This window comes from Aequorivita sublithincola DSM 14238 (genome assembly GCF_000265385.1).
GTDB lineage: Bacteria > Bacteroidota > Bacteroidia > Flavobacteriales > Flavobacteriaceae > Aequorivita > Aequorivita sublithincola.
On sequence record NC_018013.1, the window covers coordinates 3366754 to 3379727 of the forward strand.

Here is a 12974-nt window from a genome sequence, read left to right on the forward strand (position 1 = left end):
CTAAACCAAATAAGTGAAAAAATTGTCGAATACAACTAAAGAAATTCCAAAAAGGTTAACCCCTAAAACAGCGACCATAAGATTGCTTTTGGCTAAATCTGGAAATCAATGTGCATTTGAAAACTGTGTTGAAGTTATATTTAATGATGCTGGAGAATTAGTTAGTGAATGTTGTCATATTGAAGCTGCTGAACCTGGAGGGGAAAGATTTAATATAGAGCAGACAAATGAAGAAAGAAGATTATTCGACAATTTAGTCTTACTGTGTCATAAGCATCATATTGAGACCAATAATATAGATGTTTATACTACTTCAAAACTTAAGGAAATTAAACAGCTTCATCTATATAAATTTTCGGAAAAAAAGATTCATATAAATCCAAATCATATTCATTCTGTAATTGATAAATTTAATGAAATATCTTTTAAGATAGATGAAACCTTAAAGGCAATAAAAAAAGTTGAAAGTAAGCAAGATAATTTATTTGAACTATTTAATACAAATAAAAATAGACAGACGATTTCAGAAATAAATGAGTTTTTTGGTCAACCTGCAATCACAAATTTTATTGGTAGAAAAGATGAATTAAAGAAGCTCAAAAATAATTTTAAAAAATTCAACACAATTATTGTTCAAGGCTTGTCAGGTATTGGAAAATCTAATCTGGTTTCAAGCTTCGTCAATACAATCAAAAATCATCAAATTTTTTGGGTTAAATGTGATATCGTAAAAAATAAGGAATCATTTTTAGTTACACTATCTGATTTTTTAATTCAAAAGTTTAAAGATAATTCCCTTAAAAAATGTTTATCAGAAAGCAACGAAGTTGTAATTAATAATAGTTTAATATATCTACTCAATAAGTATCCTATCTGTGTCATTTTTGATGCTCTTAATAATTCTAGCCATGAGCTTTTTTTGTATTCACAAATTTTAAATGCAAGCTTAAATAATTCAAAAATTATAATAACCACTACTGAAGAATTTGATATTATATCTTGGACTAATCATCCCTATAAAATCCAATTAAAAGGGATGTCTGTTGAATCATTTGCACAATTGTGTGAATTATATGGTTTGGAAGAAATAAATGATAATGATTTTAATTCTTTATATACTTTAACAGGAGGTCATCCTTACCTTGTAAAGTTATTAGCTTCTTTGAGTTCTTATCAGCCCATTAGTGAACTTATAGGTTCATTAAATTGTGGAGGTGAAAATGATTATGAAGATTATATAAATAAGAGAATCATCTCGGAATTAAATATAGAAGAAAAAAAACTATTGTCTTACATTTTAATGCTAGATATACCTTTTAGATATTTGTTAGGAGATCATTTAATTGATGTTTCGTATACCTCCTCTATAAAGTCACTTCAACAAAAATTTTTGATAGAGAAATTCGGAAATGACCATTTCATAATTCCAGAATTTATCAAGTTAAACATCCAAAAGTTTAGAAATGAGATAGGGAAAAACTTAAACTTAAATTTAAATTTACTTATTAAGTATTTACAAAATATAAAAGAACCAAGAATCATTGAAAAGATTGGGTTAATAAATTTGGCCCTCAAAATCGGTGAAGAAGAAAGTGCCAAAGAGGAATGCCAGGTTTTTATTTCAAACTTGATGGGGAGCGGCTATTTTAATTTGGTGACAAAATATGTGAATGACCTTATTTCTAAGAATCCAAATATTAGTTGGGATTTTCTTTTCTATGTTCTTGGTAGGGTTTATCGAATGCAGAAACAATATAAAAAAGCTTTAGAAATTTATAATAAGGGAATAGAGTTAAACCCGAATTCTGAAATATACTCACATTTCCTTTTTGAGAAAGCAAGTATTCTTACTTATTTATCAGAGATAGAAGGGCAAAATAATTACTTGGAACAGGCAAAAAAAATATATGATAAATTGTCACTATCTCAAATTAAATCAATTTCTATTCAAAGTCAATTAAGTATATCGAGAATATTTTTAAATGAAGGAAAGCAAAAAAAGGCAATTAAAAAAATTAATAGCTTAATAGACTCTATGGATTTTAAAAATTTAGATAATTATGTTGCCGCACAGATATGGCATTCCCAAGGGGATGCCTTTAGTGAAGATTGTCAATATAAAAAAGCTTTTGAATCTTTTGACATAGGTATTGATTATTATAAGAAGGCAATAGAAAAAAATGGATTAAATGGTTTTGAAGGATTATATCATCTATACATTAGTTATGGAACAACTTATTCAAATGCAAAAGATTATATATCGGCTGCTGAGATGTTTCAAATAAATGTGTCTTTAGCAAAACAATTTGGACTAGAAAGAAAGTTAGAAAGCGCTTTATTAGACTACGGTTATCATTTAGTTTTGTCTAAACAATTTGATGAAGCCGTTGAAGTTTTGAGTGAACATCATAGTTTGATTAATAGAAATAATACAGTTGAAGTTCCAGAGCTTCCTTTTTTATATAGATGCCTTATGTTTTCATTTTGGTATTCAAATGATTTTTTAAATTCAATAGAACTTTTAGGGCTATATGTAAATGCTTCATTATTTAATGAAAGAAAACCTTTAATCACAATATTGGAGACTATAAATAAAAATGAATCTTTCGATGTTATTGAGTTTTTCAAAAAAGGAATGAATACGTTAATTCTTCCGGAAGATAAAAATTTCGATGATTTAAAAATTTGGATAACCGAGGTTTGTTTGAAACGACCTGAATTGTCAAACGATCTGCATAGCTTTATTATGTATAAAAATCCTGATTAATATTCTCCATATACAAGCTACCTATATTTAAAAATAGACCGCCTACAAAAAGTAAATTTTTGAGATTTTTCATGATTTAAATTTTTAAAACAGAATATTATCGTGGAGAAACTAAATTATTATTGTATCATATATTAATAAACTTGAATTAATAATTTCAAGCCATAATATGCTGTTGAACACTTTTGCGAATATATTATTTAGGTCTGCCATCGCTTGGTCAGAGGATTTGTTAGTGTTTAATAAAGTTGTATTAGGTAATTGATAAGAAGGCTTTTCTGGATAATTCCATTGCGTTCTATATCCAAGATTGATCATTGCGTTTTTTACATCGGTATGATATCTATTAATATCATACGAGATTATTACGTCTCCAACTGTAGTTCCCATAATTTAAATTTTTAAGATTAGGGGATAAAGGTATGTATGGGTTTTTGATTTGTTTTACGGGATTCCGTAAAGGGAAGAGTTAATTTAGGCAGCGAAAAAGCCAAACAAAAACAATTACTTTAAATCAATAAGGTTTGAGGCAATCTTTTTTTTCAATGCATTTTCTACCCCGTATTTTTCTGCATAAACCATCCATTGCTGTATGACACCATTAATTTCCTTTATTATTTGCGTGGGCTTTTTGATATTCATTGATTTTGCTACGGTCAATAAATCTGCAATGGTAATGTTTTCCCGTTTTCCGTTAACGGTTAATGCGTGCTTGCTTACCCAATCGCTGCCAGGTCTGTATGCATAGCACATATCGTAAGCAGGGGTTATTTCCCATTCGCTTCCTTGTTTTAAACGAAAGGCGAAATTTTTTGTATGGTCGTCACAGTTACGCGCTATTACATTAAAAACCATTCTTCTGAAGATCTGTTCTGCCTGTGGATAGGGCAATCTTAAGAGGCGCATGGTTTGAAACAATTGTTCATAGCTATAGGCTCCCACTTGGTTATAATCATAATGCTGTATCCCACAGAGGGTTTGGATGTGGTGCTTGACAGCGTCAACTTCCCGATCGAAGCGCTCCGTCATAAAATGTGCACGACCGTTTTCTTCCAATAGTCTCGATGGCATCATATCTATTCCAGAATCTGTGGCCATTTTATAATATGCCATTTCTATACGACCATATCCTTTTGTTGTTCCAAATTGTACATCATCTACCCCATCCAATTTGAGAAGATAGTGTTTAAAACCATTAGGGGCTGTTGCTTGTCCGGATTTTACTTCTCCCGTTATTTCATTGTAGGCTATGATAGCCTTCGCCCTTGCTCCACCGGCAGAGGTACCAATGGCTAGGATATCTTTCATTGCCTTTAGCTCATTGGCATTTAGATTAACCTCAAATTTACTCCTTTTATTAAGCATTTCTGCGGCTATGGCTACTAGACCATCAACCTCTATGTCAAACACCCCTTTGTTGGAATTGGTTGCGGGTTCAAATTCAAGCGCTCCCATACCTCTAGTACCGATAAAGCATAATTTTTCTATGGGATTCATGCTGTTTTCTGCACGACCCTGTTGTGCCAACCAATTATTGATAAGTTGATTTCCGTAACGATCTGGCAATACATCGGCCAAGAGACCTGGCAGCCCATTGAATGTATTCTCTGAATTGATATTTCTTGGTCTTAACTCTGGAAAGCTATATATCGTTCCTTCCTGTAGTGGCATTTTAAGAGGAGCTAGTTGATATCCATTTTTTACAAAACTTGGCGCATATTCAAAAGTAGCTACTTGTTCATTTTCAAGCCACAGTACCGCTCCAACAGTTTCACCCCATATTTTAATTGTGGCCGTATCAATCATTACCAATCACTTTTATGGTTTGGAAGTTTGCTTTTATTTTTAATGGTAACACCACTGGCTCTCTGTCTTTCATTTTTCTGCAATTTCACTGCCTGTAGCGGACTTATTTGTTTACTTATTGTAAAATTGTCAAGCACATATAGTGCGTCCAACGCCCTTAAAATTTGAATCAATAGGGATAAAGTGATGGACTCTCCATTTTCCATTTTACTCACAGTCCATCTATTTATACCCGCTGCTTCAGCAATTTGGGCTTGTGTTTTATTTTTTGCTATTCTCGTTTTCTTGATAAAATTCCCTATTTGTTTGATAATTCCATCATCCGTCATTGCAATCCATTTAACGTTGGTATCTGCCATCATAATAAAGTAAAGTTATGTTTAATGTTGGTATTTACAAACAAAGATAAAGAATTATTACATATAATACAAGGTTAGCATATACCAACATTATTGATTAAAATATAATTTAATGTTTGTAAAAACTAACATTAACAAACATTACCGCCTTGTTTTTAAACCTCATAATTTAATCCTACATAGATATGATAAATTGTTGTTGAATTGCCATGCTTAGATATACCAGCTCTGATGGAGGTAGACAGCAAATCCAATTCTATGGAAACATCTTTGGTTTCAGAGGAGGTAAAATTAAAGTCTTTTGGATAGTTTAAACTTGGAATTTCGTTATGCCAGTATTTTTGCCATCTTTTATCAAAACCACTGAAGTCAGGATGATCATCATAGACCATAATGTAAAAGCGTTCCCTTCTATGCGTATAATTGAATATTTTGGTCATATGATCTTGAAGTGTTGACTTGCTCTTATAAATCAATGCCTCAAAAACGGCCAACTCATCATGCCCCCTGCCTATTACCAAATCTTTTTCTCCTGCAGATTTTTTAGAAGGAGAATGACCTCCAGTGGATTGGGGTGAATTGAGAAGCCCCAAGTACAGAGGGATAACTTTAATCCCATTTCAACGATATCGGAAAATGAATCTTCAAAATGTAACTTCCTAATTGATTTAATTTTTAGAAGATATAAGTTTGCAACATCGATTATCCTCTCCATTAAGTAGTAACCGATATTGGTGCTTTTGGTAGGATCCTTATTAAGAATTTTTGCAAATATTTCCGCTGGCGCCATACAGACTTGATTAATAATATTTATAATGCCGGCCCCTTTTATCTTGACTTTGTCAGAAAAAAAACCTAACTTCGCCTACATACCTTTTACTAAGGTGTTTAATAAAACAAACTTCTAATAAAAGTAAAAAACACCTTAGTAAAAGGTATGTAGTATAGTGTCATCCATAACACAGAAAAGAGGGCAGTTGCCCTCTTTTCTGTGTTATGGAGTTAACTCCTATTTTCCTTCTATATCTACATACTTTATTACCATCTTATTTGTCACAATTATTTACTATATTTGTGACAGAATTTAAACAAGAAAATGGCTGTATCTATTGAGAATAGAGTAAAAAAGGCTATCACTAATTATAAGAGGGGTAAAATATTTTTCCCAAGTGATTTTTCAAAACTTGGATCATCAACTGCTATAAGAAAAGCCTTAAACAGATTAGAAAATGACACCTTTCTTTTGCGAATAGCACATGGAGTTTATCTATATCCAAAAGAACATCCTTCATTTGGTATTTTATATCCAAGTACCGAGCAAATTGCTAAAGCTATTGCTAAAAGAGATAAGGCTAGGATAATACCTACAGGGATTCAGGCACTTAACAAATTGGGACTATCTACACAGGTACCGATGAACATTGTGTATTTGACGGATGGTTCAGCAAGGTCAATAAATGTAAATAATGGGAGCATCAAGTTTAAAAAAGCTTCTCCAAAGTTGCTTTCTGTAAAAAGTAATAGTATTATACTGATTATTCAAGCCCTTAAGGAATTGGAGGAAAAGAATGTTAATTCAAAAATTAAAGAAAGAATAAAACAAATATTACAAACCGAAGATAAAGATATTATAACACACGACATTAAACTTGCCCCCCAGTGGATAGCCAAAATAATTAAAGAATTAATTGCACTTTAAAATATGGAGGAATGGTTTAAATTAACAGAAGAGGATAGAAGAATTATAATAAATCAAGTTAGTTCTAAAACTGGGTTACTACCTGTAGCTGTGGAAAAGGATTTATGGGTCATGATAGCATTGCAGGCTATATTTTCAACAGAAATAGCACCCCATTTGGTTTTTAAAGGGGGAACTTCCTTGAGTAAGGCATGGGGAATAATAGAAAGGTTTTCAGAGGATATAGATTTAGCCATAGACCGATCTTTCTTTGCTTTTGAAGGTGACTTAAATAGAACTCAAATTAAAAATCTTAGAAAGGCTTCGTGCAAGTATGTGGATGAAAAGCTCCCTAAGCTACTTAAAGAAGCTCTTCTAAAAAATGGAGTAAAAGAATTTGAATTAAGCGTAACAGAATTTGAAGAATCTGATACCGACCCATTGGCTTTAGAACTGAGATATAATTCCTTGGTAGAAAAACAAGAGTATCTACAACCAAGAATACTTATAGAAATTAGTTCAAGATCACTTATAGAACCCTTTGAAAATAGAGAACTGTCCTCTGTAATAAGCGAAGTTTATCCAGATCAAAAATTCATAGCTAAACCCGTTCTAATACCTACTGTTACACCAACTAGAACTTTAATTGAAAAAATGTTTCTATTGCACGAGGAGTTTCAAAAACCAAAAGACAAAGAAATAAAAAGTGAGCGAATGACAAGACACTTGTATGATCTCTCCAGACTTATGGACACCGATTTTTTGGAAAAAGCTATTGAAAGCAAAGAATTATATAGAACAATAATAGCACACCGCAGTAAATTAACTAGAGTTTCGTGGGTAGATTATAGTAAGCACGATTATAAGACTCTTGATTTCATCCCTCCACCTGAAATTATTGCAGAGTATAAAAAAGATTATTTGGCTATGAAGGAAAGTATGTTTTATGGAAAAACCGAATCTTTTGACAGCTTGATTAAAAAATTGAAAAAGTTAAGAGATAGATTCAACAATTTAGAATAATTAATATCGTCTTTCACCCTATTACGATTTCTCACAAATAATTTTATTTCATTAAAAATTTGACAACCAATTAACAATTATAATCCTCCTAAAATAACTTTGTTTCAGAACATTATTAAACTGTCCTTTTAACGGTGTTGTGACGGTGTTGTGTTTTGTTTGAGGGGACCGTTTACTTGGTCACTAAGTTTGGTTATTTGGGTGCTTAAATTTTGGGGTATGTTATTATCATTGTCTTTAGCTTGGTCATTAGCTTGGACATAGTGTACAAGTAGATAGTCAAAATGATAATAATGATGCTAAGCTTGGACATAAACTTGGACACCATGTCTAAGTAGATAGCAATGGAGGAAGGAATAGGGTAAAGCTTGGACACCTTCATTCTTTAAAACAGATACAAGTCATGTTCGATTTACATATAGTGTTTAGAATATAGTGTAACTGTAGATTTAATTTTTAGACGATATGAGGAATTTTTTATTCCAAAATTATTATTTACTCTTGACAGAATATTCTTGACAAGGTTTTGAAACCTCCTAATAAATTAATAAAATCAATGCTAACGGCTGACAACATGAATATCAAGCTCCAAAAACAGTTTGTAAATATGTATGTTCTCTGCTATTTATTATATAAATATTTCCGTACTTAATGAATTGAAAATTTATAATAATTTATAATAATTTATAATATAAGCACGATTAAAGTTATAATATTTCGTTTATTGGGAACTATATTTTAATATTCTTTTAAAAATAGTTAAATATTTAATAAATAATTTATTATATTTAAGAAAAATTAGTTTAACTTAAATCTCAATGCTATGAAAAAAATTATCTATTTATTTCTGTTCTTTACTTGTTTCGCATGGTCTCAAGCTAAAGATGACATTAGACCGTGCACTTTAACTTCTGGACATTCAACCAATCAAATAGATTGTGATAGCTATCAATTTACCGCTACCTCGACGGGTGGTACTTATACAAATATTATAGGATATTATTGGAATTTTGGTGATGGCACTTCTGGGACAGGCCAGACGGTTTCCCACAATTATAATAATAATGGAACGTACACTGTAATTTTAACCACTATTGGCAAAACGAATAGAGGTTGTTGTTCTACAACAGAATGCTTTACCGTATCTGTTAATTGTATAGGAAGCGATTGTGGTACGTTATTTAATTTTAGTGATGTGGCCGGTAATGGTAATTGTGACGTTTTACTGATTGTTAGTACAAATGACTATATTCTAGATCCAGGATGGACAATAATAACTGGTGCTAATGCTTACGAATGGCATTTGGTTAATCAAAATAACAATATTGACAGATATGAATACGGTGGGCCATCCCATTTTGCTGACTTAACTGATGGGGACATTGGGCCATGGACAATTACTTTAAAAATCACCTTAGAGGACGGAAATGGTAATTTCTGCGCCTTAGAACATACTGAAACTTTAATGTCTGGATGTGGAGGAAATCAGAAAATTATTATTCATCCAAATCCAGTAAATGATTTTATAAATGTTACATATGAAAAGGTACCTGATAATAACCAAAATATGGAAATATACGATTACTCAGGATTAAAAATTCGTGATGTATTAATTCCAAAAAGTAATGACTTTTCGATTGATGTATCCGATTTAAAAAGTGGAATTTATTTTATGAAGATATTTGAAAATGATCAGGTTATCAAAACTGAAAAATTTATAAAAGAATAAATAAAATAGGATATTTATGATAGTAATAGGGCTGTTTGAACAGCCCTATTTTTTTTGTGATTCTCATTTAAATATTGAATTACTAGGTGCTTAACAAACTTTTGCGATTTTGTAGCAATGTGTGTTTGTAAATACTAATCCTCCCATCTACAAATGGATCTACCCTTATCCTTTGCTTTACCAATGGTCAAGGAATCAATTTTTAACCCTCTACAGTCCTTTTTATAATGATATCCTTTGCTTTGTGGACCGTTGCATATATAATTATTTTAAAAAATAGAAGTTTGTTGTTTTCAATAATTTGATTGATGCTTGCTACTTTTTAATTAAAGAATTAGTACAATATAATTTAAATTTTCGAAAAATTACATCCGTTTCTAATACTTTCAAATCGGAAGGAAAACTGTGTATTTATTAAAAATGTAACAAAAATCTGAATAATTCGTCAGTCTTTTGGAATGAGAATGGATGAGGAAGGTAAAATCTGAGAATGAAAAGTTTCAAGGAATTAGATCATTTTGTATTTAAATTCTTTTTGAGATTGCTGAGCCTTTTGCTGCTTGGAACTATTGCGTTATAAATTATAAATATTAATTAAAAAATGATAACTGATAAAAATTTAGCTCGTATTGCCGGACTTTGTTATCTAATTGTGATAGCTACAGGTTTATTTTCCGAAGTTTTTGTCCGACAAACATTAAGGGTTGCGAACGATGCTATGACTACGGCCAACAACATCCAAACCTACGAAATGCTATATCGTTGGGGATTTGTGGCGGACATTATTAATTTTGTGATTGGTCTGCCAAGCGTTTTAATTATGTACTTTTTGTTCAAAAGAGTGAACAAACTTTTGGTTCAGCTTGCATTAGCATTTGTCATTATCCAGACGGCAATTATCGCAGTCAATCTTTTAAATCAAATTTCGCCATTATTAATTTTAAGTAACGATGTTTATCTCAATTCATTTCAGCCAGAACAATTAGCATCACTTTCATTATTGTCCCTTAATATCCAAGCTCAAGGATATGGTCTTGGCTTGGTGTTTTTTGGTTTTTATTGTATAATTATTGGTTATGTATTATTTAAATCTGAAATGCTACCTAAATTCCTCGGCATGCTTTACGTTATTACGGGGCTGTGTTATCTTATAAATAGTTTTGTAATGTTTCTTTCAAAAGGATTTGAAAATCCATACTTTGTTTATTTGGCAATTCCAATATTTATTGGGGAACTAACATTATGTTTGTGGTTGCTAATTAAAGGGGTTGATACAGCAAAAATTAGCGGGTGATAAAGGTATTTTAAAATAAATAGATATTAAATATTTAATTCCAATTTTGGCTGCATTCTTTAGAGTACGAATTTGATGTTTATATTATAGCTTCCTTGGAAATAATGAAGTTCTTGTGAAGTTCCTGTGTCAGGATAATTGTAATTCAAATTTTAGTTTGGCAATCTTTCCAATAATTTTTTAATCACAGATGTCTTAGGAAAAACAACATGACCAAACCGAAAATAATGTGTCCAACTACCAATTGACAATAAAACAAAATCCTATTATTTACGGGAGGATTTGGGTGTACTGCAAATGCTAGCGCGTATATTATTACTCCTAATATACCGCCAAAAAACCCATATATGAAGCCAGTGAAATATGTTAGATCGACAAGAAAATAAATTCTGATTATTTTAAAAACCGCTACAAACAAAATGCCAACAGCGAAATGAATGATCCAGCCATAAATATCATGCCTTTTTACATAAGATTGATTTTTAAGGGTTTTAAAGATTATAAGATTTATAATCTGAGGTTCTTTAAAATTACTTTTTAAGAAGAACGACAGGACATAACTGAAAAAAGTCATAACAATAGTGGCAAAAATTCCAGCAATAAAAATTTGGGAAACGAATGACATATATTCTACAAATAAATTTTCCTAGAAGTAAATTTATAAATTAAAGTGTTATAAGACTAAAATGTATTTGATTGCATTAATATTCTAATCGATTTCAACAAAAATGAAGTGAATAATTTTTTTATGGGAATTGTAATTTTAAAAAACCTTTTTGAAAATTTGGCTATACTATATTTTTCTGTTGTAGTAAGTTGAAAAAAGAAGACCTTTCATTTGTATACTATCAAAAATATATTTGATTGAGTCATTAACATATTCTAACCTGCAATAAATTTGCAGAAAATTAATTCAGGGTAACGCTATTTTGGGGTTAAAACTGATTACGATATGCCTGATAAAAAAGCGAAATTTTCAATTTTGAATAGTCCAAAATTTTTAATTTTTATTTTTGTTATAGGATTAGTATTATTTTTCGCTATTTTATTTCTTATGATTTTGCTGCACTATGAAATTCGCTAATTATTGGAAAGTTCTTATTAAATTAGCAGTCCTTTAATAAGAAAAAGAGTTTTAAATTTGTTTAGATTCTTTAGCCTACTCGAGTTGAATTTTATTATGAATTATTATTATAAAATTTATAATTTGAACATTTTTTCAAAAACTTTTAATATGGAAGATAAAGAAGACAATACCCGGCCAGATCAACGACCTATAGATCCAGATAAAAACAATGCAAACCAGGAGAAGGAATACAGAAAAGATAAACGGAAAGGGAAAATAGATAAGGATGATATAGGTGAGTTGGAGGATTGATTAAAATTAGAATGCTCAATTCTTATTTTAAAGCTCTTTTTGTATTAACTCAAAGGCAGCTGATTTTCAGCCAATTTAATCTTTAAAAAATTACAATCCGTAAAAACACAGTATTACCACTTAAATAAAAATCCCGCAATTTGCGGGATATATATATTAATAATTAGCGACTAAGTCTTAATCAAACTTCATATCATCAAAGAACTTATTGACATTTTCCTTAGTCTCTCCTGTTCTTTTTTGAATTCTACCTTTTAATTCGTCTTCTTTACCTTCGGCGTAATCCAAATCATCATCGGTAAGATCGCCCCATTGTTGTTTTATTTTTCCTTTAGCAATATTCCAATTGCCTTTCATTTTATCTGAAAATGCACTCATAACTTATATTTTTTTAGGTTAATAATTTTGTTGATTGAATTTACGAACTTATTTTATCTTTTCTGGACTTTGAATCGATATTTCTTTCTAATTAAAGAAACTTTAACTGTAAAAATGGTTTTAGATTAATTCGTGAATGATACGAGCTAACAAAAATTTTCTCACCATTTTTATTTAATATCATTTTAAACCATTCAAATAAAACACTGCGAAAGCAAGTGAATTTCTCTGAAGAATTTTAGATTATTATATTCTCTGCTTATTTATATTCTTAACTTCAACCTCACCAATATAACTAATAGCAGAATATTAATGAATTTGAGAGCACTTTTAAAATGCGGGAATGATCAATTTTAAGGTTTAAGATTATATATATACTCCAAATTGCAAACGACGATCTCTGTTTGCGGTTTAATTTAATAGATAATTGTTAGGCAAAGGGATTGGAACTTTCGTAAGAAACTACTACTGCTGAGAGCTGAAATTAGTATTGAAAAATGATTTTATTTTGAACAATTCAACTTTTCCCCGAAAAAATAGGGGGATTTACCTGTACGATAAA

11 protein-coding genes are annotated in these 12974 nt (G+C 30.6%); 6 read left to right on the forward strand and 5 right to left on the reverse strand.

Annotated elements, in window-relative coordinates:
• Positions 1-13: 13 nt before the first annotated feature.
• Entirely contained in the window at positions 14-2767 is a 2754-nt protein-coding gene (locus AEQSU_RS16295) for a tetratricopeptide repeat protein (RefSeq protein ID WP_014783782.1), read from the forward strand.
• A gap of 111 nt (positions 2768-2878) precedes the next feature.
• Here AEQSU_RS16295 and AEQSU_RS15320 read toward each other — a convergent pair whose 3' ends face one another.
• From AEQSU_RS15320 to AEQSU_RS15335, 4 genes are all read right to left on the reverse strand, one after another.
• Positions 2879-3157: a hypothetical protein gene (locus AEQSU_RS15320; protein ID WP_014783784.1), complete on the reverse strand. Its 279-nt coding sequence runs from the start codon at positions 3155-3157 to the stop codon at positions 2879-2881.
• 114 nt (positions 3158-3271) lie between these two features.
• Positions 3272-4573 carry a type II toxin-antitoxin system HipA family toxin gene (locus AEQSU_RS15325; protein WP_014783785.1) on the reverse strand — a complete coding sequence of 434 codons (1302 nt, stop codon included), beginning with the start codon at positions 4571-4573 and terminating at the stop codon, positions 3272-3274.
• Positions 4573-4935 carry a helix-turn-helix transcriptional regulator gene (locus tag AEQSU_RS15330; RefSeq protein WP_014783786.1) on the reverse strand — a complete coding sequence of 121 codons (363 nt, stop codon included), beginning with the start codon at positions 4933-4935 and terminating at the stop codon, positions 4573-4575. Before AEQSU_RS15330 ends, AEQSU_RS15325 begins: the two co-directional genes overlap by 1 nt.
• Positions 4936-5087: 152 nt before the next feature.
• Positions 5088-5525 (reverse strand): hypothetical protein, encoded by a 438-nt coding sequence (locus AEQSU_RS15335; protein WP_042492136.1) that lies wholly within the window; start codon positions 5523-5525, stop codon positions 5088-5090.
• Positions 5526-6028: 503 nt separating this feature from the next.
• Between AEQSU_RS15335 and AEQSU_RS15340 the strand changes: the two genes are divergently transcribed.
• From AEQSU_RS15340 to AEQSU_RS15365, 5 genes are all read left to right on the forward strand, one after another.
• A complete protein-coding gene (locus tag AEQSU_RS15340) occupies positions 6029-6631 on the forward strand; it encodes a DUF6088 family protein (protein ID WP_014783787.1) in 603 nt (200 codons plus the stop codon).
• A gap of 3 nt (positions 6632-6634) precedes the next feature.
• Positions 6635-7633 carry a nucleotidyl transferase AbiEii/AbiGii toxin family protein gene (locus tag AEQSU_RS15345; RefSeq protein ID WP_014783788.1) on the forward strand — a complete coding sequence of 333 codons (999 nt, stop codon included), beginning with the start codon at positions 6635-6637 and terminating at the stop codon, positions 7631-7633.
• An 823-nt stretch (positions 7634-8456) separates the two neighbouring features.
• Positions 8457-9362 carry a T9SS type A sorting domain-containing protein gene (locus AEQSU_RS15350; RefSeq protein WP_014783789.1) on the forward strand — a complete coding sequence of 302 codons (906 nt, stop codon included), beginning with the start codon at positions 8457-8459 and terminating at the stop codon, positions 9360-9362.
• Between the two features lie 601 nt (positions 9363-9963).
• A complete protein-coding gene (locus AEQSU_RS15355) occupies positions 9964-10656 on the forward strand; it encodes a DUF4386 domain-containing protein (RefSeq protein WP_014783790.1) in 693 nt (230 codons plus the stop codon).
• 1207 nt (positions 10657-11863) lie between these two features.
• Positions 11864-12034 carry a hypothetical protein gene (locus AEQSU_RS15365; RefSeq protein ID WP_157429299.1) on the forward strand — a complete coding sequence of 57 codons (171 nt, stop codon included), beginning with the start codon at positions 11864-11866 and terminating at the stop codon, positions 12032-12034.
• A 177-nt stretch (positions 12035-12211) separates the two neighbouring features.
• Here the strand turns inward: AEQSU_RS15365 and AEQSU_RS15370 are convergent, their stop codons facing one another.
• On the reverse strand, positions 12212-12412 hold the full coding sequence (locus tag AEQSU_RS15370; protein WP_014783793.1) for a CsbD family protein: 201 nt from the start codon (positions 12410-12412) through the stop codon (positions 12212-12214).
• Positions 12413-12974 lie beyond the last annotated feature (562 nt).

Bases quoted from the DNA above. Each gene is read 5' to 3' on its own strand.
- AEQSU_RS15345 (WP_014783788.1), top strand. From the start codon at position 6,635: ATGGAGGAATGGTTTAAATTAACAGAAGAGGATAGAAGAATTATAATA.
- AEQSU_RS15330 (WP_014783786.1), bottom strand. From the start codon at position 4,935: ATGATGGCAGATACCAACGTTAAATGGATTGCAATGACGGATGATGGA.
- AEQSU_RS15325 (WP_014783785.1), bottom strand. From the start codon at position 4,573: ATGATTGATACGGCCACAATTAAAATATGGGGTGAAACTGTTGGAGCG.
- AEQSU_RS15320 (WP_014783784.1), bottom strand. From the start codon at position 3,157: ATGGGAACTACAGTTGGAGACGTAATAATCTCGTATGATATTAATAGA.
- AEQSU_RS15370 (WP_014783793.1), bottom strand. From the start codon at position 12,412: ATGAGTGCATTTTCAGATAAAATGAAAGGCAATTGGAATATTGCTAAA.
- AEQSU_RS15355 (WP_014783790.1), top strand. From the start codon at position 9,964: ATGATAACTGATAAAAATTTAGCTCGTATTGCCGGACTTTGTTATCTA.
- AEQSU_RS15340 (WP_014783787.1), top strand. From the start codon at position 6,029: ATGGCTGTATCTATTGAGAATAGAGTAAAAAAGGCTATCACTAATTAT.
- AEQSU_RS15350 (WP_014783789.1), top strand. From the start codon at position 8,457: ATGAAAAAAATTATCTATTTATTTCTGTTCTTTACTTGTTTCGCATGG.